The sequence below is a fragment of the Polynucleobacter sp. AP-Kaivos-20-H2 genome, assembly GCF_018882215.1.
Classification (GTDB): Bacteria; Pseudomonadota; Gammaproteobacteria; order Burkholderiales; family Burkholderiaceae; genus Polynucleobacter.
On record NZ_JACVOX010000002.1, the window covers coordinates 610,855 to 631,063 of the forward strand.

The following is a 20,209-nucleotide window of genomic DNA, read 5'->3' on the forward strand; positions in this document are numbered from 1 at the left end:
CAGCGCTATGTCAATTACTCCGCAAGAAGCTTTACAACGCTGCATTGAACATCGGGAACTATTTCATGATGAAATGACAGCCATGATGAGGCTCATCATGAGCGGTGAAATGGCACCAGAGTTGGTGGCTGGATTGTTGGTTGCCTTGCGCACTAAAAAAGAAACCGTTGGCGAGATTGCTGCTGCTGCACAAGTGATGCGCGAGTTTGCCACCTCTGTAAAGGTGGATGACCGTAGTCATTTGGTAGATGTGGTGGGCACAGGTGGTGATGGTGCCCATACATTCAATATCTCTACTGCAGCGATGTTTGTGGCTGCCGGTGCAGGCGCAAAAATTGCTAAACATGGCAATCGCAGTGTGAGCAGCAAATCAGGTAGCGCAGATGTTTTAGAAGCGCTTGGCGTAAATCTGACTCTATCCGCCGAGCAAGTCGCCACGTGTATTTCAACAGTAGGCGCAGGATTCATGTTTGCTCCGAATCATCATCCTGCGATGAAGAACGTAGTGCCTATTCGCAAGCAACTTGGTGTCCGGACTATCTTCAATATCCTGGGCCCTCTCACTAACCCAGCTGATGCCAAGCGGATTTTGATGGGCGTATTTCATGCTGACCTAGTCGGCATTCAGGTGCGCGTATTACAAGCCTTAGGAATGGAACATGCGCTAGTCGTTTATGGGCGCGATGGGCTTGATGAGATTTCTTTAGAGGGCCCAACCTTGGTAGGCGAACTAAAAGATGGCTTAGTACGCGAATATGAAATTCATCCAAAAGATTTTGGATTCAATACTGCCCCTACCAATAGCTTTAAAGTGGCCAATGCAGAAGAATCCAAACAAATCGTATTAGATGTGCTCGATGGTAAACCAGGGCCCGCAAGCGATATCGTCTGCCTTAATGCTGGAGCCACGCTCTATGTAGCTGGAGTAGCCAAAGACATTGCTAGCGGTATTGCCCTGGCTAAAACAGCCATCACCTCTGGAGCAGCCCGTCAAAAGTTAGATGCTTTTGTTGCAGCAACCCAATCTCAATAATTGATTATTCATGAGCGATATCCTCAATAAAATTGTTGCCACCAAAAAGATTGAAGTGGCTAATTGCCTGCAGAAAATATCGCTTGCTAATCAACGTGAGCAAGCCGAAGCCAATAATCGTGACGCTCCTTTAAAGCCAAGAGGCTTTATTCAGGCTATTGAAAACAAGATTTCCGCTGGCAAGGCAGGAGTCATTACTGAAATCAAAAAGGCAAGTCCAAGCAAAGGCATTTTGCGCGATAACTTCGTTCCAGCAGATATTGCCCAGTCCTACGAAAAACATGGTGCAGCTTGTCTATCAGTTCTGACTGATGTGGATTATTTCCAAGGATGTAATGCCTATCTGCAAGAAGCTCGTGCGGCCTGCAATATTCCCGTTTTGCGTAAAGACTTCACCATAGATCCGTATCAAGTCTATGAAGCTCGTGCGATTGGCGCCGATGCAATCTTGCTGATCGTGGCTTGCCTAGAATTAAATCAAATGAAAGAGCTCGAGGCTTGCGCTCATGAATTAGGTCTAGATGTTTTAGTCGAAGTTCACAATGCCCCAGAATTAGAGCAAGCGCTAGAACTAAAAACCTCATTGCTTGGCATTAACAATCGAAACCTCAAAACCTTTGAGGTGACACTGCAGACCACCCTCTCTCTAATGTCCATGGTTCCGGATAACAGAACCTTAGTAACAGAGTCTGGCATCTTGAATCGCACTGATGTAGAGCTCATGCGCAACAATCAAATCAACGCATTCCTGGTCGGGGAGGCATTTATGCGCGCCACAGATCCAGGCACAGCCCTTAGTGAGCTGTTTTCCTAGTCTCTCGCAATAGATCTAAGCAGTATTTGATCAAAGAGATCAGAAGCAACGAACCCAGCACATCACCAATAAACATCACTAAAAAGTGATTCACGCTACCCGTATCTTCAAGGGTCATCGTAGCGAACCACCACTGATGAAGTCCCGCCGAAAGTAGGGAATAAATCAAAATACATGCAATGAGTTTGGGGAAATTGAGATTACCTAAGTCTGACTCAAGGCGAAGATTGCTAAAAACAAAAAATCTAGCCAGGTAAGGCGCAAACCCTGAAATTAATCCAACCCCAATACACACCGTCAAGTCGTGCGGGAAATCGCCGTAATAGCTAATTAAAAATGAGGCTATAGCAATTCCAATGGCGCCGGGTAAACCAAAAATCAAAGTCAGAAATAAGCGAAGGCCAGCAGGCAGATAAATCCAACTCACACCTAAGCCAAAAGTAATGCTGCTAGTAAGCCAGCTGTTGCAATAAAAAAGAAGTGTGTACGCCATCGCACTAATAGCGCAGCCAAAAATCCATTCCGAATAACTTGCGAATAATTTAGACATTGTTATTAGTATGGATTAATTTTTATTGATACGTATCAATTGCTAAAATCAGACTAAGGGAATACACTATTATTAGCCCTACAGCTAATACAAATAAATATTAAATATGTCATCCACTAAATCATCACCTTACATCAAATTTCTTAACTTGATCGATGCTCTCGATCGAATCAACCCAGGTAAGAAGCTGGACTGCATCGAAGAGAGTTTGCTCGATAAGATTGTTTCTTGTGCCCATGCCAAGCAAGCAATTTTGGTTGGTGATTTGATCTCCATTTCAGACCTAGGCTCACAAGCTACTTTGCATGGTCGACTTAAAAATCTCAGCGCTTTGGGCTATATCAAAATGGCTGCCAATGCTGATGGTCGTAAAAAGGAAGTGTTGCCTACCAAGATTGCTCTAAAGCGCTATGAAGAAATCTCTAAATACTTAGAGAAGGCAGCAAAAGCCTCTTAATTGTCACAGCGCCACTGCATAAGCCAAAAGCCCTGAAAAGGGCTTTTTTATTGGGTAGAAATAAGAGAGCTTTAGACGTTAAACAAGAAGTTCAATACATCTCCATCTTTAACAACGTACTCTTTACCTTCCGCGCGCATCTTACCGGCTTCCTTGGCACCAGACTCTCCTTTGAACTGCACAAAATCTTCGTAGGAGATTGTCTGAGCACGAATAAAGCCACGCTCAAAGTCTGTATGAATCACGCCAGCAGCTTGAGGCGCTGTATCTCCAACATGGATAGTCCAAGCGCGAACCTCTTTAACTCCTGCCGTGAAATAGGTTTGTAAACCAAGCAATGAATAACCCGCACGAATCACCCGATCTAAGCCTGGCTCTTCCATTCCTAAGTCAGCCAAGAATTCAATCTTGTCTGCTTCTTCTAAGTCAGCGATCTCAGCTTCAATCGCAGCGCATACAGCAACGACTGGAGCATTTTCTTTTGCCGCATGTTGCTTCACCGCCTCGAGGTGTGGGTTATCTGAGAAGCCATCTTCTTTGACGTTTGCAACATACATCGCAGGCTTAGCAGTAATTAAACACAACGGTTTAATCAATAATTTTTCGTCGTCACTCAGATTCAAACTGCGCACTGGCAGAGCAGAATCTAGATGAGTCTGAACTTTGGTCAGAACAGCAACCAAGGCAGCAGCCTCTTTATCATTGCCAGACTTAGCAGCCTTGCTTGAGCGATTCAGGGTTTTTTCAACCGTCGCCAAATCAGACAAAGCCAATTCGGTATCAATCACACCAATGTCAGCAATGGGATCGATTTTCCCGGCAACGTGGATGACGTTGGGATCTTCGAAACACCGGACGACATGGGTAATAGCATCCGTTTCACGAATATTCGCTAAAAACTGATTGCCAAGACCTTCACCTTTTGAGGCGCCAGCTACCAAACCAGCAATATCGACAAATTCGACTGCTGCAGGCAGGATGCGCTCAGGCTTCACGATCTCAGCCAAAGCGGCTAGACGGGGGTCAGGAACCTCAACAACGCCCACATTAGGCTCGATCGTGCAGAAAGGATAGTTTTCCGCTGCGATTCCAGCCTTGGTAAGCGCATTAAAGAGGGTAGATTTGCCGACGTTAGGCAGGCCGACGATGCCACATTTCAAAGACATAGCGTTATTGTAAAGGGGCTGGTTTCGATATCATCGAGTTATGTCAGAAGTTCACTCAAATCACCCGCCCAAATCACCCGCCCAAATCCGCACAGTTGACGTTGTTGTGGTCGGCGGAGGCATTACTGGCAAGGCTTGCGCCCTAGGCCTAGCCCAACTTGGCTTACAAACCCTTGAAATTGCCCCTGATTTAGGACAAAGCGTCTCAAGCCCGCAAGGGGCTCAATGGGGCCAAAGAATCTACGCCTTTTCGCCTAGCACCCAAAAATTACTAGCCCATTTGCACATTTGGGATGCAATTGATCATAGTCGCCTGCAAGCAGTCAGAGATATGCGCATCTACGGTGATCGCGGCGAGAAAAATGATCAACTCCATCTTTCTGCATTTGAAGCGGGAACCCCACAACTCGCCTGGATTGGAGAGGCCAATTTAATTGAGCACACTATCGATCAAGCATCGCGTTTTCAGAATAAGTTAGAACGGATTAATGATGTTGTAGAAAAAATTCAGGTGGATGCTGATGGAAGCACACTGTATTTAAAGAACGGTGGGGGCATTCGTGCGCAACTCGTAATTGCCGCTGATGGTGCCAACTCACCGATTCGCAATGAACTCGGCATTAATGCAAGCGAAGAAAGTTATTCGCAAAGTGCCGTCGTTGCCAATTGGCTCTGTGAATATCCCCATCTAGAAACTGCCTTCCAATGGTTTTTGCCAGGCGGCGATATTGTGGCCATGCTGCCCTTGCCAGGAAAACAAGTGTCGATGGTTTGGTCTACTTCCCCAGAACAAGCAGCTGATTTATTAAAACTAGATCAAGCGCAATGGGTAGATCAATTCTCATCCATTGCTAATGGTGCAATTGCCAAACAATTAGGTGCGCTGACTCTGAACTCAGTACCAGCAGCGTTACCTTTAAGAAAGATTCGAGCCAAACGATTTATCGGGCCAGACTCCTCTCCGAAGGTTGTGCTCATTGGTGATGCCGCCCATGTCATGCATCCACTAGCTGGGCAAGGCCTGAATTTGGGGCTTCGAGATGTTGCGGTACTACTGAATATTTTGGGCAAGCGTGAATCGTTCCGCACACCTAGTGACCTGGTATTACTAAGGCGCTACGAACGACAACGTCAAGGCGACACTAGCGCACTCTTGTGGTTGACCGATAAACTCAAGAAATTATTTTCTGCAAGCAGCAGTACTGAACGCCAGCTCCGTAACTGGGGCTTAGGTCTTGTAAATAAAAGCCACTTTATAAAACAGCGCTTAATTGAACGCGCTTTAGGAGAGATTGATTTTGAATAAATTGTTATCTGCGATTGCATTCATTGGCGCCGCCCTGATTTGCACTACCCCACTTCATGCACAACAAGAACAGCAATTGAAGACTGAGATCCAAAAGAAGTTAGGCACAAATGCCAAAGTGAAAAGTGTTTCACCAGCTCCAATTTCCGGCCTTTATGAAGTACTAGTTGGCAATGATATTTTTTATACCGATACCTCGGGGAAGTACCTGATTCAAGGAGAAATCATTGAGCTCGCATCCGGTAAAAATATTACCGAGCAAAGACAAGCAGACTTAAACCGCATTAAATGGAGTGAATTGACTACTGCCAACGCAATTAAAAATGTTCGTGGCAATGGTAGTCGCCAGCTAGCAGTCTTCTCCGATCCAAACTGTGGCTATTGCAAGCGTCTAGAGAAATCCCTGCAGCAGCTTGATAACGTCACCATCTACACCTATTTAATTCCAATCCTATCGCCCGATTCTGCACAAAAGTCGAAGCAAGTTTGGTGTTCTTCTGATCCCTATAAGACGTATATTGACTGGATGGTGAATGGCATTGCACCCAGCGGCAAGGGGGAGTGCAGTACACCACTAGATAAAAATATGGCTTTCGCAAAGACCTATGGAATCACGGGCACGCCGACTTTATTCTTCACTGATGGCAGTCGCTTCCCTGGCGCAGTACAAATTACTGATATCGAAAAGAAATTTAGCTCTCTGAAATAAATATCATGAACCATGCCGACTTACCCGCAATCCAATATACGGTCTGGCCGGCAGACCTCCATGGCCATCGCTATCGCGTCAAGCTGCATATTGCCAATCCCGATCCCGATGGTCAATTGCTGCAAATACCGACCTGGATTCCGGGTAGTTATTTAATTCGTGATTTCAGTAAACATGTCGAGTCAATTGAAGCATTTTCAGTAGAAGGCGCTAAGAAAAAAATAACGCTCGAACGTATTGATAATGACCATTGGCGCTTACCACAATGCAATGGTCCGATAGAGGTGCTCAGCATTGTTTATGCTTTTGATTCTTCAGTACGTGCTGCGTATCTGGATACCGAGAGCGCCTTCTTTAACGCTACCAGCCTATGTCTAGCCGTCAAAGGACAAGAGCATTTGCCTTGCTCACTCGCTATCACGGCGCCAGAACTTGCCTTCGCGGATCACTGGATAGTTCAAACCACCTTGAGAGCAGCCAAGACAGATAAGCGTGGATTTGGTTTTTATCTGGCACAAAATTACGATGATTTATTGGATCACCCTATAGCTATGGGCGAGTTCCAGCTCGTGCACTGGAAGTCAAATGGTGTAGCACATCGCATGGCCATACAGGGATGCAATCATATTGTTGACGCCAAGCGTCTTGCACAAGATTTACAAGCAATCTGCACCAGCACTATTGATCTCTTCGAGCCAAAATCTAAGCGTGCCCCTTTTAGTGAATATCTTTTCTTAGTCAATGCGGTATTAAATGGCTATGGTGGTCTTGAGCATCGTAATAGCACTGCACTACTCTGCAGGCGCGATCAAATTCCCCAAGAAAATATTCTCTTTGAAGAATCTGCATATAGAGAATTCTTGGGTTTGTGTTGTCACGAGTATTTTCACGCATGGCTGGTTAAGCGCATTCAGCCAAAAGCCTTTCAACCATATGATCTGGCCAAGCGTAATCACACTCGCTTACTGTGGGTGTTTGAAGGCTTTACCAGTTACTACGACGATCTCCAACTTCTGCGTAGTAAACGAATTGACCTCAAGACTTATCTAAAACTCGTAGCGGATAACTGGAACGGGATCTTGCGCGGCCCTGGGCGCCACAAGCAAAGCCTAGCTGACAGCTCTTTTGATGCCTGGACCAAGTATTACCAAGCGGATGAGAACACCCCAAATACGGTTGTCAGCTACTACGGTAAAGGTGCATTAGTTGCACTTGGTCTTGATCTGCAGATTCGGGCATTCACTAAAAATAAACAGTCTCTAGATGACCTCATGCGCCTACTTTGGAATAGGCATGGCATCACCTTGGACGGCATTACAGAAGACGGGTTAGATGATTTGATTTTTGAATTGCTAGGTAATAGCTTTAGCAAAATCTGGAATGAAATGAAGGCTCGCTATATTTTTGGTACAGAAGATATTCCGCTGCAAGAATGGATTGGCTCAAATCTGATTTCTGTAAAAACAAAATCTCAATCTACGCTGGAAAAACTCAAGCTACAGTTTGGGATGCGCCATACAGACGCCAATGGCTGGCTTAAGGTTACCCATGTGCTTGATGGCGGGATTGCTCAAGCAGCAGGTCTATCAGCCGGTGATTTACTAGCCAGTATTGATGGGCAGCGTGTCACTGGCGCCCGCTGGGACAGAATCTTAGGCAGCCTTTCTGAAAACTCCCATGCCCGCATTACTTTCTATCGCGATGATCTAGAGCATGAGCGCATGGTTTCAATGCAATCTGCCCAGCTACCTGTGCAATATGAACTGACACCTAAGAAAGATGTCTGATCGAAATTGAAAGCACTATTTTCAAAAGACGATATCCCAAAGGATTGGCAAGAATTACTGGGGAATTATTTCGAGTCAGTAGATTGGTGTTCACTAGAAAAAAATTTGCAGACTGCTCTTGATACTGAAGTTGTTCGACCCGAGCCTCAGAACTTTTTTAAAGCCCTCAAACTTTGCCCCGTTGATTCAGTAAAGGTAGTGATCTTGGGCCAAGATCCTTATCACTCACCAGGGCTGGCTCAAGGACTAGCCTTTTCTATTCCCGCTGAGATTGCAGTCAATTCACGAGAATTTCCCAGCTCACTACGCAACATCAGTAAAGCATTTGCATTAGAAGGTTTTGGGTGTTTACCAAATGGCGATCTACACAATTGGGCCGAGCAAGGAGTGCTACTTCTCAATACAGCTTTGAGTGTCAAATTGGGCGAGGCTGGCAGTCATACGGGGCTGGGATGGAAAAGCTTCATTGATCATTTGATCGGCGCTTTATCAAAAGCTAGGCCGCATTTAGTTTGGATGCTATGGGGTGGTCATGCCCAATCTAAGCTGCCACTCATTGAAGTGGGTCAGAATCCTTTGATCTTGCAATCTTCCCATCCATCTGGACTTGGCGTATACAAGACGAATAAGCCTTTTTTGGAGCCTGGAGGTAAGGCCAGTTGCAATCACTTCACTACAGCCAATCAATGGCTGATTGAGCAAAAGAGCGCACCTATTCAGTGGGTGGAGAACAGTCAGGCCGACTTATTTAGCTAAAGCAGTAAAAACACATCCGACTGCACAGGCAGCAAAAATAGCGCTGGCCCACTCTAAGATTTGCCCGGATTGGAAAAGCTCCCAGTATTGCCCTGCATACGAACTAGCTGCTGCCGCAATAAATCCCAGCAAGAAGGCCATCAGAATCCTGCCGGGCTTGACCCCATCAGAAGCTCCGGGGTAAAAAATCCAGGCTGACACCCCAGAAACACCCCCAATCACCAGAAAAGCCAAAAACCCCATTGATACCCCCATTAATACTGCCATCAAATCTATAATTGCCATTATGAAGTTGTTGACACTCGGCATCAATCATCACACAGCGCCGGTCGCCATTCGGGAAAAGGTCGCCTTTGACCCTGAATTTCTTCAAGAAGCGTTGCACGATCTTCGCCAACATTTAGTTGGCGCGAATCAGGCCGGGCTGCCCGAAGCCACAATTTTGTCAACCTGCAACCGCACTGAGGTCTACTGTGCCGCAAATGATGCCAGCGCCGCAGGTCTTTTGCATGAAGCTACTTTCGATTGGTTAGCCAAAACTCAACAGCTTGCACCAAGCAGTCTTGAGCCTCACATTTACTCATTACCGCAATCAGATGCAGTGCGACACGCCTTCAGAGTTGCGTGTGGTTTAGATTCCATGGTAATTGGTGAAACACAAATCTTAGGTCAGATGAAAGATGCGGTTCGCACCGCAAATGATGCTGGTGTATTGGGAACCTATCTCAACCAACTTTTCCAGAAAACGTTTGCAGTCGCTAAAGAAGTGCGCGGCTCTACTGAAATCGGTGCACACTCTATTTCAATGGCTGCAGCTTCTGTTCGCCTATCAGAGCGTATCTTTGAAAAAATTGCAGATCAAAAGATTCTGTTTATCGGTGCTGGTGAAATGATCACCTTATGCGCAACGCATTTTGTTGCGCGCAAACCAAAAACTGTAGCAATTGCTAACCGCACTATAGAGCGCGGTCAGGAACTTGCGGATTCCATTTCTGCACAAGATGTTGGAGCTGAATCCTTTAAGCTCTCAGAGCTACCAGGGCGCCTACATGAGTTTGACATTATTGTTTCTAGTACGGCATCATCCCTGCCCATTATTGGCCTTGGCATGGTGGAGAGCGCCCTGAAACAGCGTCGCCACAAGCCCATGGTGATGATTGATTTAGCAGTGCCGCGGGATTTTGAACCTGAGATTTCTCGATTAGATGACATCTACCTCTATACCGTTGACGACTTAGGAAAGATGATTCAGACTGGTGCCAACTTACGTCAAGCGGCAGTAAGCCAAGCTGAAGCGATCATCGAAGATCGTGTTGGTAACTTTATGCATTGGATGCAAGGTCGTAATGCTGTTCCACTGATTCAGGATATTCAGCAGCAAGGTGAACGTTTGCGTCAGCTTGAACTCGAGCGCGCAATGAAACGCTTGATGCGTGGCGATGATCCACAAGAAGTTCTCAATGCCATGGCACAAGGCCTAACCAATAAATTTCTGCATGGCTCACTCCATGCATTGCAACACTCTAATGGCGCTGAGCGTGACGCCTTGATTAAGTTGTTACCCAAACTATTCGCCTCGCATTCCAAGCCAGAAGACCATTAGATGAAGCCCAGCATGCGGGCTAAGCTAGACCACCTAGACACGCGCTTAGCCGAACTTAACTCCTTATTAACCTCCGAAGAAGCAACCAAAGACATGGATGCTTATCGGAAGCTCACGCGTGAACATTCCGATATCGCTACCGTAGTAGAGCAGTTTGGCCTATACAAGCAAGCTGAGGCAGATGCACAAGCGGCCGAGGAAATGCGCAAAGATCCTGAGATGAAGGACTTTGCCGATGATGAGCAGAAACAGGCTTTGGCTACGATGGAAGAGCTTGCAGGCACATTACAAAAGCTCCTGCTTCCTAAAGATGAAAATGATGATCGCAATGTTTTCTTAGAGATTCGTGCCGGCACCGGTGGTGACGAGAGCGCACTCTTTGCTGGTGATCTACTACGCATGTATAGCCGCTTCGCTGAACGCCAAGGCTGGAAAGTAGAAATGGTCAGCGCTGCTGAATCTGATTTGGGTGGATACAAAGAAGTTGTTCTTCGCCTCGTCGGTCAGTCTGTTTACTCACGACTCAAGTTTGAATCTGGTGGTCATCGCGTACAGCGTGTTCCACAAACCGAAACGCAGGGTCGCATTCATACATCAGCCTGTACTGTGGCAGTCATGCCAGAAGCAGATGAACTGGAGGCGGTCAAAATTAATCCCGCAGAGTTGCGTATTGATACCTTCCGCGCCTCAGGTGCTGGTGGTCAGCATATTAATAAAACGGATTCTGCAGTCCGCATTACTCACCTGCCAACAGGCACCGTAGTTGAGTGCCAAGACGATCGCAGCCAACACCGCAATCGTGAACAAGCCATGAAGGTATTGGTTTCTCGCATCATGGATGCTAGAGAGCGCGAGAAACATCAGCTTGAGGCGCAGACTAGGAAGTCGCTGGTTGGATCGGGCGATCGCAGCGATCGCATTCGCACCTACAACTTCCCACAAGGCCGCATCACCGACCACCGCATCAATCTCACTCTTTATAAAATTGATGCCATGATGGATGGCGATATAGACGATCTTTGCAATGCTCTTGCATCTGAGCATCAAGCAGAGTTACTTGCTGCCCTTGGTGACAATTAAGCGATCACCAAAACCGTGAATCAAGATTTAAGCCTACGTTCACTGTTGAGTGAATCAGTACTTGCTCCTGCTGAGGCAAAAATTCTAATGGCCTATGTCCTTGAAAAGCATTACCAACTGCCACGCTCTGCCCTGCTGTCTCGCGATGATCTAGAGCTCAATGCTAAGGCGCTTGAAGAGTGGAAATTGCTTGAATCTAAGAGAATTCAGGGTGAGCCAATTGCCTATCTGATTGGCAAAAGAGGCTTTCACAATATTGAGCTTTATGTTGCTCCTGGAGTGCTGATACCGCGCCCCGAAACTGAGCTCTTAGTAGAAATTGGTTTGCGTGAAATCAAACGTTTGGATGCTCCGACCAAAATTCTGGATTTAGGAACAGGCTCGGGTGCCATTGCTTTGGCAATTGCGCATGATGCTCCAAATGCTCAACTTACTGCAACCGATCAATCCGTAGAAGCACTAGAAATTGCCAAAATAAATTCCAAGATATTGAATGTGGAGTCTCGAGTACAGTTTTTTCAGGGAAGCTGGTATGAGGCTATAGAAGCTGGTGTTTCTTTTGACATTATTCTTAGTAATCCGCCATACATACCATCCCAAGACTCACATCTAAGCCAAGGCGACCTTCGCTTTGAGCCAATTTCCGCACTAACAGATCATGGCAACGGACTTACCTGCTTAGAAACCATTATTTCAGGCGCCAAATACCATCTCAATACAACTGGCCTACTTGCCGTTGAGCATGGCTTTGACCAATCAGAAGCGGTTGTAGCCCTCATGCAGCAAGCTGGTTTTCAGGATGTCCAAACACATTTGGATTTAGGCGGCCATTACCGCGTCGCCTCGGGCAGAAAATAGGTTGAAATAACCTTTTTTCACATTAAGTCTTAAAATCAATAAAACCTTATTTTCAAACCGTCTTTGCAATAAGACTACCTCAGTAGAAACTTTGTAGAAAGAATATATATGGACTCACAAGCTCAAATTAAAGAAATCGTTACTAGCCATCCAGTGGTGTTGTTCATGAAGGGAACTGCGCAGTTTCCACAATGCGGATTTTCTGGAAACGCCATTAATATCTTGCGCGCTAGTGGTGTTGAAAAACTCCATACCGTGAACGTCCTTGAAGATGCTGGAATTCGTCAAGGCATTAAAGAGTTTGCAAATTGGCCAACGATTCCCCAGCTTTATATCAATGGTGAATTTATTGGTGGCTCTGACATCATGACTGAAATGTTCCAGTCTGGTGAACTTCAAAAACTCGTTAAAGCTTAATCAAGTTTTTCGCTGAGATTTTGAAGCTGTGACCTTTGATTTAAGCTCTCTTCTATTATTTGGCCTGCCATTTGGATTTTGTGCAGGCCTTTTAGTTTATGCCTTAAACCTACGCTCTACCCTTGCTCGCGTTGAGCTGCAAGCCCAAGCTGAGCTTGCCCTAGCAATCAGTTTGCGCACGGAGCGTGACCAAGCACTACAAAATGCGATTCGCCTAGAAGCAGAGTTAGACTCTGAACGCAAGCAAGGTCTAGGCAGAATTGAATCGCTCAATGAAGCAAAAGAAGCTTTGACAAATCAGTTCAAAAATTTAGCTAATGAGATTCTAGAAGATAAGTCAAAGCGTTTTACTGAACAAAATGCAGCGAGCCTAGACGCCCTATTAAAACCTCTGCAAACTAAGCTTACGGAATTTAAAGAGCAAGTCAGCACTTCTTATGGCAATGAAGCTCGTGAGCGCCATGCTCTCAAAAGTGAAATCGAGCGCTTGGCTAATCTCAATCTGCGAATGTCAGATGAAACGCGCTCCTTAACTCAGGCTTTAAAGGGTGATTCGAAGGTTCAAGGTAATTGGGGTGAGCTGGTATTAGAGTCTATCCTGGAATCTTCTGGTCTACGCAAGGGTGAAGAGTATCTTGTGCAAGACAGTCATACGCAAGCAGATGGCTCGCGCCTCCAGCCCGACGTTGTGATTAAGCTACCAGAAGGTAGAAGCTTGGTTGTTGACAGCAAAGTCTCCATAACAGCCTATGCCCGCCATGCTGAGACTACTGACCCCGTAGTTGCTGAGCAAGAACTAGCTGCGCATATCCAATCACTGCGTCAACATATCCAAGGGCTTTCTGGAAAGAACTATAGTTCTCTTTATGGCGTGGGTTCCGTCGACTTTGTCTTGATGTTTGTGCCTATAGAGCCTGCGTTCTTGCTGGCATTAAAGACCGCTCCAAACTTATATCAAGAAGCTCTAGCTAAAAATATTGTATTGGTATGCCCAAGCACTCTTATGGCCACGCTGCGAACAGTTGCTCACCTATGGCGACAGGATCATCAAAATCGCAATGCATTAGAAATCGCAAAACAGTGTGGCAACCTTTACGATAAGTTTGTAGGCTTTGTAGATGATCTAGAAAAGTTAGGGCAGCGCTTAGACCAAGCGCAAACCAGCTATCACGATGCATTTAATAAACTAAAAACCGGCAAAGGTAACCTCATCCGGTCAGCCGAAAAGGTCCGTGAACTTGGTGTGAAACCCAGCAAAAATCTGGCCTCGCCGTTGATTGAGTCCTCTTCCGACTTTGAATAATCATCTCAGAATGTAGTAAAACACAAACCCCGCTTTGTTTGCACTAAGCGGGGTTTTTTAATACCGACTACTGAATCAATCCTTTAAGTCAGCAGAAAATTAAGCTGATTTACGGCTACGTGATGCAGGTGTAGCAGCTTTCTTAACTTGAGAGATTTGACCTTGTACAGTTTCGATTGCTTGATCAACAGTTTTTTCTGCAGTAGCAAAAGCCTCTTTGCTAGCAGCGCGGAACTGTTCAAAACCTTGCAATGCGCTACCGTATACAGTCTTAAATGAAGACAAGAAAGTTTCTGAACCGGCAGGTGCGTTAGCGGCAACAGTATTGATCCAATCTTGGAAACCATTTTGTAACTGGTCGATGCTTGCATCAACTACGTTTACAAATTCTTTATTGCTATCGCGCAATACTTTGCTAACTTTCTTTTGGTAAGCAACTGCTTGGTTACCAGCAGATTGCAAAGTTTCTGCATTTAACAACTCAGTAACTTGCTTAGGATCTTTCGCTGTCAGCACTTGTTGAATGCCGTCTTGAGCGTTTACCAATACGTCTTTAGAAGCGGCATAGTTCAGCTCAGCCAATTTTTGGGCATTTTCCAAAGCAGCTTCGCTCAAAGAAAATGTAGCCTCAAGGCCTTTGCTATTAATTTGGGACAATTTAGCGGTGATTTGATCTTGGTTCATGTATTTCTCCAGAAATTAAGTGGTACAACTAGTCAATTAAGCGCACGATTTAAGAGATGGAAAACTGTAGATACCTTAAATATTGCACTGCACCATCAAACTGTAACTGAAGGAATATGACAAATCAAGAAGTTTTTGCTGCTACGCAACAAATATATTATCTAAATAAAATAAACTCAATACAATCAATAACTTAATGTCATATCAGAATTCTCATTCCTATCCAAAAGTTGCTATTGCAGCCTGTTTTGGAACCTTTTTAGAGTGGTATGACTTCCTGACATTTGCAACCTTGGCAGTGGTTTTTGCCCCGCTCTTCTTTCCCTCAACAGACCCCAATACAGCCCTTTTAGCGAGCCTGGCGACTTTTGGCGTTGGGATGGTAGTTAGACCTATTGGAGCTGCACTTTTTGGCTCTATGGGCGATCGGATCGGCCGTAAACCGGTTTTCATGATCACCATTGCATTGATGGGGATAGCAACCGTGAGCGTTGGCTTTTTACCTACTTATGCCCAAGTAGGCATTTGGGCGCCCATTCTATTAGTTGCCCTGCGCCTGCTTCAAGGACTCTCTGCCGGCGGTGAAATTGGCGGAAGTGCCGTCTACCTCACCGAACATGCTGGTAATGAGCACAGGGGGTTTAAGACTAGCTTCCTTCAGCTTATGGGCCCTCTTGGCATTCTATTCTCCACCTTGCAAATTGCATTACTCAGAAGCCAGCTCTCACCAGAGGAATTCCAATCTTGGGGCTGGCGTGTGCCATTTTGGATTTCAATTGCACTACTACTAGTAGCGTTCAAAGCACGTATGGCCTTAGAAGAAACGCCTATTTTTTTAGAGTTAAGCAAATCCCATCAACAATCTGCAAGTCCACTACTTAATAACTTCCGCGATCCACAAACTCGCAAACGCATGTTTTTACTCTTCTTCTGCATCTCGGCGGGCGGGGCAGTGCTGTTCTTTTGTGTACAAGTCTATACAGCGATTTTTCTAAAAACTTCTGTGAAACTGGCGCCCGAGTTAGTTGACCAGCTCAGTATTTATGGAACCTTAGCCTTATTTCCACTCACTATTTTTGCTGGATGGTTATCGGATAAGATTGGTCGCAAACCTGTTGTGGTTTGCGGACTGTTCTTAGGTGCTGCATTTATTTTGCCGGCGTTTTATCTGCTTAAGAACATTGGGATGGAATATCTCAACAACCCAGCCGACACTCTTAATCTTATTTTGATAGGCGCACTTCTTATCGGTTTATCTCTAGCACTTGCTTTAGTGGTTGGCCCTCAGACGGCCATGCTAGCCGAACTCTTTCCAGCTAAAACCAGAAACAGCGCAGCAACACTACCCCACAATTTAGCTGCTGGCTGGATTGGTGGCTTACTTCCTTTAATCGTGACCTGGTTAAATCAACGTTGGCAAAGTGACAGCGCTGGGCTGTGGTACCCAACTGTATTTTTAGCAAGTGCTGCTATTGTGGCCCTCCTATATTTACCAGAGACCAGAAAAACAAATCTACGCCTGTAACTTTGGCGCTAAAGAAAAAAGCTTCTAAGCGTTTAACTTAGAAGCTTTCAAATACTTGGTGCCCCTTGTCCGACTCGAACAGACCACCTACTGATTACAAATCAGTTGCTCTACCAGATGAGCTAAAGGGGCAACGGTTGATATTTTATCCTATTTCACAATCTTCAAGGATGGTCTTGTAGTTTTGGGTTTTTCAGGGGTCTGATCTTCAGAATCCGCAATATGAAGATCACGGGCCTGAGCTGGATCAAATGGGAAAGACATCCCTTGACCATTTTCCCTGGCGTAGATTGCTAGAACATGGGTGACCGGGACCATGATCTTTCTTGGAATGCCGCCAAATCTCGCCTGGAAGCTTATCCAATCGTTTTCTATCGCCAGCTGATGGCAAGCCTCCACGGAAAGATTCAGAACGATCTCATCGTTCTTCACAAATTCCATAGGCACTTCTACCCTAGCATCCACAAAAACGGCTATGAAGGGCGTAAAACCAAAATCCGTGCACCACTGATGTAGGGCACGGATTAGATATGGTTTGTTACTTGGAATGTCAGACATACCGACGCGTCATGTACCGATAGAAATGCTTAGCGGCGCATTACCTTCTCAGAAGGAGTCAAAGCCTCGATGTACGCAGGCCTGCTAAAAATACGCTCAGCGTATTTCAGCAAGGCTGCTGCGTTGCGAGAGAGATCGATGCCATAGTGCTCAAGACGCCATAACAATGGTGCAATCGCAACGTCCAGCATAGAGAACTCATCGCCCAACATGTATTTGTTTTTAACAAAAATTGGTGCCAACTGAGTCAAACGATCACGAATCGCTAAACGTGCTTTTTCATGGGTCTTTTCAGCTGCTTTACCTTTTTCATTTTCCAGAGCAGCTACGTGCACAAACAATTCTTTCTCGAAATTGAAGAGGAAGAGGCGTGCGCGTGCGCGTGCTACTGGATCAGGCGGCATTAATTGTGGGTGAGGGAAACGCTCATCAATGTATTCATTGATGATGTTGGACTCATACAAAATTAGATCACGTTCAACCAAGATAGGCACTTGGCCGTAAGGGTTCATTACCGAAATATCTTCAGGCTTATTAAACAAGTCGACATCGCGGATTTCAAAATCCATGCCTTTTTCAAAAAGCACCAAACGGCAGCGTTGCGAGAATGGGCAGTTAGTACCCGAGTACAACACCATCATAAATTTATTTCCTTAAATTTCTACTTCAATACAACAAACGCACAACAGCGTTAAATCTCTTCACTAATGGGTCCTAACCTCAGGACCCATCAAATTCAATTAGTGAATATCTTTCCAATAGGCCTTATTCAAACGCCAAGCCAACAGAGTAAAGATTGCCAAGAACAAGAGCACCACTACACCAAGACGCTTACGCTCCAACTGAACTGGCTCAGCCATCCAAGACATAAAAGCAACCAAGTCGGCGATGTTGTCGTCATACTCTTGTGTGCTCATTTTGCCGGGAGTTAACTGCTCAAAGCCAACAAAGACTTCTTCAGTTCTGCTAGGGTCATGCGGATCTTTATGCTCCTCAAACTTCGCAGCACGCTCACCCTGTAACTGCCAGAGAACGTGTGGCATACCAACTTTAGGATAGACCAAATTATTCCAACCAGTTTGTGTCGTGTCATCTTTGTAGAAAGTACGGAGGTAGGTATAAAGCCAGTCCGCTCCACGAGCACGCGCCTCAACTGATAAGTCAGGCGGAGTCTTACCAAACCAAGCTTTGGCTTCTTTTGGTGTCATCGAGATAGTCATCAAATCGCCTACTTTGGCATCCGTCAAAATGAGGTTGTCTTTGATTTGTTGATCAGTCAAGCCAATATCGCGCAAACGGTTGTAACGCATACTTGCGGCAGCATGGCAATTCAAGCAGTAGTTCACAAATAACTTTGCGCCGTTTTGTAACGAGGCATTGTTACTTACACGATTAGGGGCTTGATCCAAAGGAAAGCCACCTTCATTTGCATTGGCACTAACGCCAAAGCCCAGGGCGGCAACCAATACTGTTGCTTGGCAGACGCCCATCAAAGTTTGCAGAATTTGTTTCATACTAATTCCTAATTTCTCTTTGCCAGTATCTCAGGCGTGAATTAATGGGACTTAAAAGTAACGCGTGTTGGAACTGGCTTAAATTTACCAAGCGTGCTCCAGAACGGCATTCCCAAGAAGAAGCCCAGATAGTAAATAGTGCATATCTGAGAAATCTTTTCAAACACTGGTGATGGCGGCTGAATACCCAAGTAACCCAAGATCACAAAGCTCACTACAAATACGCCATAAATATACTTATGGAAATCTGGGCGATAGCGAATGGACTTCACAGGTGAGTGATCAAGCCAAGGCAAGAAGAACATGATCACAACAGAACCGCCCATGATCACAACACCCCAGAACTTAGCATCAAATAAGTAGAAGCCAGCTGCCAACGCGAGTGCGATTGCAGCACATGCGCCCTTCACCTTGAGGTTCTTGCTCTTCAGTGCAAACATTCCGAGGATGACTGCCAAGAAGATCCATAAAGGCAGCAAGAAGTTCGTTGTAGTTGCACGCAACATTGAGTAGAACGGTGTGAAATACCAAACGGGAGCAATGTGCGGAGGTGTTTGGAATGGGTTCGCAGGAACGAAGTTATTTGCCTCAAGGAAGTAACCACCCATCTCTGGTGCAAAGAACACGATACATGCAAACACCATCAGAAATCCACCCAAATACATTACGTCATGCACTGAGTAAAAAGGGTGAAATGGAATGCCATCCACTGGGTGGCCATTTGCATCCAAGTTTTCTTTAATTTCAACGCCATCTGGATTATTTGAACCCACCTCATGCAGAGCCAAAATATGGGCCGCAACCAAGCCAACCAATACCAATGGAATTGCGATAACGTGGAATGCGAAGAAACGATTGAGGGTTGCATCACCCACAACATAGTCACCACGCAACCATAAAGATAGGTCTGGGCCAATGAATGGAATTGCAGAAAACAAGTTCACGATCACTTGAGCGCCCCAATAGGACATTTGACCCCATGGGAGCAAGTAACCGAAGAATGCTTCGCCCATCAAACACAAGAAAATTGCGCAACCGAAGATCCAAATGAGTTCACGTGGCTTGCGATAAGAGCCGTAGATCAAACCACGGAACATGTGCATATAAACCACTACAAAGAACATAGAGGCGCCAGTGGAGTGCATATAGCGAATCATCCAGCCCCATGGAACTTCACGCATGATGTATTCAACTGACTCAAAAGCCTTTGCAGCATCAGGCTTATAGTTCATGGTCAAGAAAATACCGGTAAGAATCTGATTTACCAATACTACGATGGCTAATGCGCCAAAAATATAGAAGAAATTCAGATTTTTTGGAGCGTAGTACTCGCTCATATGACGCTTAAATGCTTCTGTTACAGGTAGACGTGAGTCAACCCAAGCCATTAGCTTTTGGGCTGCAGAAGCGTCTGCTGGAACTTCTTTTTCGTGGAATGCCATTTATCTCTCCTTAGGCCTTCTTATCTTCGCCAACCAGAATCTTGGTGTCGCTCAAATACATGTGTGGCGGCACTTCAAGATTATCTGGGGCTGGTTTGTTCTTAAATACACGACCTGCCATATCAAATGTGGAACCATGGCATGGGCAAAGGAAGCCGCCTGGCCAAGTGTTTGGTAGGGATGGCTGAGGACCGGCCTCAAACTTAGCATTAGGAGAGCATCCCAAGTGGGTGCAAATACCAACCACCACCAGGTACTCAGGCTTGATAGAACGCCACTGATTCTGGGCATAAGGAGGTGTGAATTGGGATGGGTCACGCAATGAATTCGGATCAGCTAATTCGTTATCAATCTTCGATAACTCAGCGACCTGCTCAGGAGTGCGACGCACCACCCAAACCGGCTTACCGCGCCACTCCACCATTCTCATTTCATCTGGCTGCATACCAGAGATATCGATTTCAACAGCAGCTCCAGCGGCTTTTGCGCGCTCAGAAGGCTCAAAACTGTCTACAAAAGGGTAAAGGGCTGCGGCTGCACCTACGCCACCAACCGCCGATGTGGCGATCAACCAGTTACGGCGATCCTTGTCCATACAGGGCTTGTCACTCATTTACAAAATTCCTAGAAAGGGTATTTATGGGTGG

General features: G+C 45.7%; 22 protein-coding genes and 1 tRNA gene. 13 read left to right on the forward strand and 10 right to left on the reverse strand.

What is annotated here, in order from left to right; genetic code table 11:
• Positions 1-7: 7 nt before the first annotated feature.
• Together trpD and trpC are read left to right on the forward strand one after the other, a co-directional pair.
• On the forward strand, positions 8-1,033 hold the full coding sequence (gene trpD / locus ICE89_RS07445) for an anthranilate phosphoribosyltransferase (RefSeq protein ID WP_216265428.1): 1,026 nt from the start codon (positions 8-10) through the stop codon (positions 1,031-1,033).
• 10 nt (positions 1,034-1,043) lie between these two features.
• A complete protein-coding gene (gene trpC / locus ICE89_RS07450; RefSeq protein ID WP_216265429.1) occupies positions 1,044-1,847 on the forward strand; it encodes an indole-3-glycerol phosphate synthase TrpC in 804 nt (267 codons plus the stop codon).
• Here trpC and ICE89_RS07455 read toward each other — a convergent pair.
• Positions 1,828-2,397 (reverse strand): hypothetical protein, encoded by a 570-nt coding sequence (locus ICE89_RS07455; RefSeq protein ID WP_255558749.1) that lies wholly within the window; start codon positions 2,395-2,397, stop codon positions 1,828-1,830. The two genes, trpC and ICE89_RS07455, sit on opposite strands and share 20 nt — an antisense overlap.
• 106 nt (positions 2,398-2,503) lie before the next feature.
• Here ICE89_RS07455 and ICE89_RS07460 point away from each other — a divergent pair, with 106 nt between their 5' ends.
• Entirely contained in the window at positions 2,504-2,854 is a 351-nt protein-coding gene (locus ICE89_RS07460) for a hypothetical protein (RefSeq protein WP_216265430.1), read from the forward strand.
• 71 nt (positions 2,855-2,925) lie between these two features.
• Here ICE89_RS07460 and ychF read toward each other — a convergent pair whose 3' ends face one another.
• A complete protein-coding gene (ychF, locus tag ICE89_RS07465; protein ID WP_216263342.1) occupies positions 2,926-4,020 on the reverse strand; it encodes a redox-regulated ATPase YchF in 1,095 nt (364 codons plus the stop codon).
• Positions 4,021-4,060: 40 nt separating this feature from the next.
• On the opposite strand from ychF, the gene ICE89_RS07470 reads away from it, so the two are divergent.
• The 4 genes from ICE89_RS07470 to ICE89_RS07485 are packed head-to-tail and all read left to right on the forward strand — an operon-like array spanning position 4,061 to position 8,578.
• On the forward strand, positions 4,061-5,326 hold the full coding sequence (locus ICE89_RS07470; protein ID WP_216265431.1) for an FAD-dependent monooxygenase: 1,266 nt from the start codon (positions 4,061-4,063) through the stop codon (positions 5,324-5,326).
• Complete coding sequence (locus ICE89_RS07475; RefSeq protein ID WP_216265432.1) at positions 5,319-6,035, forward strand: DsbC family protein; 717 nt, start codon at positions 5,319-5,321, stop codon at positions 6,033-6,035. Before ICE89_RS07470 ends, ICE89_RS07475 begins: the two co-directional genes overlap by 8 nt.
• 5 nt (positions 6,036-6,040) lie before the next feature.
• Positions 6,041-7,822: a M61 family metallopeptidase gene (locus ICE89_RS07480; RefSeq protein ID WP_216265433.1), complete on the forward strand. Its 1,782-nt coding sequence runs from the start codon at positions 6,041-6,043 to the stop codon at positions 7,820-7,822.
• Positions 7,823-7,828: 6 nt separating this feature from the next.
• The gene (locus ICE89_RS07485; RefSeq protein ID WP_216265434.1) at positions 7,829-8,578 is read left to right on the forward strand and encodes a uracil-DNA glycosylase; all 750 of its coding nucleotides are present in this window, start codon (positions 7,829-7,831) and stop codon (positions 8,576-8,578) included.
• Here the strand turns inward: ICE89_RS07485 and ICE89_RS07490 are convergent.
• The gene (locus ICE89_RS07490) at positions 8,567-8,863 is read right to left on the reverse strand and encodes a hypothetical protein (RefSeq protein ID WP_255558751.1); all 297 of its coding nucleotides are present in this window, start codon (positions 8,861-8,863) and stop codon (positions 8,567-8,569) included. The genes ICE89_RS07485 and ICE89_RS07490 overlap by 12 nt on opposite strands.
• A gap of 1 nt (position 8,864) precedes the next feature.
• Between ICE89_RS07490 and hemA the strand changes: the two genes are divergently transcribed.
• The 5 genes from hemA to rmuC all read left to right on the forward strand — a co-directional run bounded on the left by hemA (position 8,865) and on the right by rmuC (position 13,839).
• Positions 8,865-10,181 (forward strand): glutamyl-tRNA reductase, encoded by a 1,317-nt coding sequence (hemA, locus tag ICE89_RS07495; protein ID WP_216265435.1) that lies wholly within the window; start codon positions 8,865-8,867, stop codon positions 10,179-10,181.
• Positions 10,182-11,261 (forward strand): peptide chain release factor 1, encoded by a 1,080-nt coding sequence (gene prfA / locus ICE89_RS07500; protein ID WP_216265436.1) that lies wholly within the window; start codon positions 10,182-10,184, stop codon positions 11,259-11,261. It begins immediately after the preceding gene.
• A gap of 15 nt (positions 11,262-11,276) precedes the next feature.
• Positions 11,277-12,119, forward strand: a complete 843-nt coding sequence (prmC, locus tag ICE89_RS07505) for a peptide chain release factor N(5)-glutamine methyltransferase (RefSeq protein ID WP_216265437.1) — start codon at positions 11,277-11,279, stop codon at positions 12,117-12,119.
• A gap of 108 nt (positions 12,120-12,227) precedes the next feature.
• A complete protein-coding gene (gene grxD, locus ICE89_RS07510; RefSeq protein ID WP_216263334.1) occupies positions 12,228-12,536 on the forward strand; it encodes a Grx4 family monothiol glutaredoxin in 309 nt (102 codons plus the stop codon).
• Between the two features lie 28 nt (positions 12,537-12,564).
• Entirely contained in the window at positions 12,565-13,839 is a 1,275-nt protein-coding gene (gene rmuC, locus ICE89_RS07515) for a DNA recombination protein RmuC (RefSeq protein ID WP_216265438.1), read from the forward strand.
• 99 nt (positions 13,840-13,938) lie between these two features.
• On the opposite strand, the gene ICE89_RS07520 is transcribed toward rmuC, so the two are convergent.
• Complete coding sequence (locus ICE89_RS07520) at positions 13,939-14,523, reverse strand: phasin family protein (RefSeq protein WP_216265439.1); 585 nt, start codon at positions 14,521-14,523, stop codon at positions 13,939-13,941.
• 196 nt (positions 14,524-14,719) lie between these two features.
• Here ICE89_RS07520 and ICE89_RS07525 point away from each other — a divergent pair, with 196 nt between their 5' ends.
• Positions 14,720-16,048, forward strand: a complete 1,329-nt coding sequence (locus ICE89_RS07525) for an MFS transporter (RefSeq protein WP_216265440.1) — start codon at positions 14,720-14,722, stop codon at positions 16,046-16,048.
• A gap of 56 nt (positions 16,049-16,104) precedes the next feature.
• On the opposite strand, the gene ICE89_RS07530 is transcribed toward ICE89_RS07525, so the two are convergent.
• From ICE89_RS07530 to petA, 6 genes are all read right to left on the reverse strand, one after another.
• Positions 16,105-16,180, reverse strand: a tRNA-Thr gene (locus ICE89_RS07530).
• 18 nt (positions 16,181-16,198) lie between these two features.
• The gene (locus tag ICE89_RS07535; RefSeq protein WP_215358887.1) at positions 16,199-16,606 is read right to left on the reverse strand and encodes a ClpXP protease specificity-enhancing factor; all 408 of its coding nucleotides are present in this window, start codon (positions 16,604-16,606) and stop codon (positions 16,199-16,201) included.
• Between the two features lie 29 nt (positions 16,607-16,635).
• Positions 16,636-17,247 carry a glutathione S-transferase N-terminal domain-containing protein gene (locus ICE89_RS07540; protein WP_028819209.1) on the reverse strand — a complete coding sequence of 204 codons (612 nt, stop codon included), beginning with the start codon at positions 17,245-17,247 and terminating at the stop codon, positions 16,636-16,638.
• A 99-nt stretch (positions 17,248-17,346) separates the two neighbouring features.
• Positions 17,347-18,120 (reverse strand): cytochrome c1, encoded by a 774-nt coding sequence (locus ICE89_RS07545; RefSeq protein ID WP_370625345.1) that lies wholly within the window; start codon positions 18,118-18,120, stop codon positions 17,347-17,349.
• Between the two features lie 41 nt (positions 18,121-18,161).
• Positions 18,162-19,562: a cytochrome bc complex cytochrome b subunit gene (locus ICE89_RS07550; RefSeq protein WP_216265441.1), complete on the reverse strand. Its 1,401-nt coding sequence runs from the start codon at positions 19,560-19,562 to the stop codon at positions 18,162-18,164.
• A 10-nt stretch (positions 19,563-19,572) separates the two neighbouring features.
• Positions 19,573-20,175, reverse strand: a complete 603-nt coding sequence (petA, locus tag ICE89_RS07555; protein WP_216263327.1) for a ubiquinol-cytochrome c reductase iron-sulfur subunit — start codon at positions 20,173-20,175, stop codon at positions 19,573-19,575.
• Between the last annotated feature and the right edge of the window lie 34 nt (positions 20,176-20,209).

What these genes read in the sequence shown, in the direction of transcription:
- ICE89_RS07550 (WP_216265441.1), bottom strand. Translation starts at nt 19,562, where the DNA reads ATGGCATTCCACGAAAAAGAAGTTCCAGCAGACGCTTCTGCAGCCCAA.
- ICE89_RS07520 (WP_216265439.1), bottom strand. Translation starts at nt 14,523, where the DNA reads ATGAACCAAGATCAAATCACCGCTAAATTGTCCCAAATTAATAGCAAA.
- ICE89_RS07540 (WP_028819209.1), bottom strand. Translation starts at nt 17,247, where the DNA reads ATGATGGTGTTGTACTCGGGTACTAACTGCCCATTCTCGCAACGCTGC.
- ychF (WP_216263342.1), bottom strand. Translation starts at nt 4,020, where the DNA reads ATGTCTTTGAAATGTGGCATCGTCGGCCTGCCTAACGTCGGCAAATCT.
- ICE89_RS07470 (WP_216265431.1), top strand. Translation starts at nt 4,061, where the DNA reads ATGTCAGAAGTTCACTCAAATCACCCGCCCAAATCACCCGCCCAAATC.
- hemA (WP_216265435.1), top strand. Translation starts at nt 8,865, where the DNA reads ATGAAGTTGTTGACACTCGGCATCAATCATCACACAGCGCCGGTCGCC.
- ICE89_RS07490 (WP_255558751.1), bottom strand. Translation starts at nt 8,863, where the DNA reads ATGGCAATTATAGATTTGATGGCAGTATTAATGGGGGTATCAATGGGG.
- ICE89_RS07535 (WP_215358887.1), bottom strand. Translation starts at nt 16,606, where the DNA reads ATGTCTGACATTCCAAGTAACAAACCATATCTAATCCGTGCCCTACAT.
- grxD (WP_216263334.1), top strand. Translation starts at nt 12,228, where the DNA reads ATGGACTCACAAGCTCAAATTAAAGAAATCGTTACTAGCCATCCAGTG.
- ICE89_RS07525 (WP_216265440.1), top strand. Translation starts at nt 14,720, where the DNA reads ATGTCATATCAGAATTCTCATTCCTATCCAAAAGTTGCTATTGCAGCC.
- trpC (WP_216265429.1), top strand. Translation starts at nt 1,044, where the DNA reads ATGAGCGATATCCTCAATAAAATTGTTGCCACCAAAAAGATTGAAGTG.
- trpD (WP_216265428.1), top strand. Translation starts at nt 8, where the DNA reads ATGTCAATTACTCCGCAAGAAGCTTTACAACGCTGCATTGAACATCGG.
- petA (WP_216263327.1), bottom strand. Translation starts at nt 20,175, where the DNA reads ATGAGTGACAAGCCCTGTATGGACAAGGATCGCCGTAACTGGTTGATC.
- ICE89_RS07480 (WP_216265433.1), top strand. Translation starts at nt 6,041, where the DNA reads ATGAACCATGCCGACTTACCCGCAATCCAATATACGGTCTGGCCGGCA.
- ICE89_RS07545 (WP_370625345.1), bottom strand. Translation starts at nt 18,120, where the DNA reads ATGAAACAAATTCTGCAAACTTTGATGGGCGTCTGCCAAGCAACAGTA.
- prfA (WP_216265436.1), top strand. Translation starts at nt 10,182, where the DNA reads ATGAAGCCCAGCATGCGGGCTAAGCTAGACCACCTAGACACGCGCTTA.
- ICE89_RS07460 (WP_216265430.1), top strand. Translation starts at nt 2,504, where the DNA reads ATGTCATCCACTAAATCATCACCTTACATCAAATTTCTTAACTTGATC.
- ICE89_RS07455 (WP_255558749.1), bottom strand. Translation starts at nt 2,397, where the DNA reads ATGTCTAAATTATTCGCAAGTTATTCGGAATGGATTTTTGGCTGCGCT.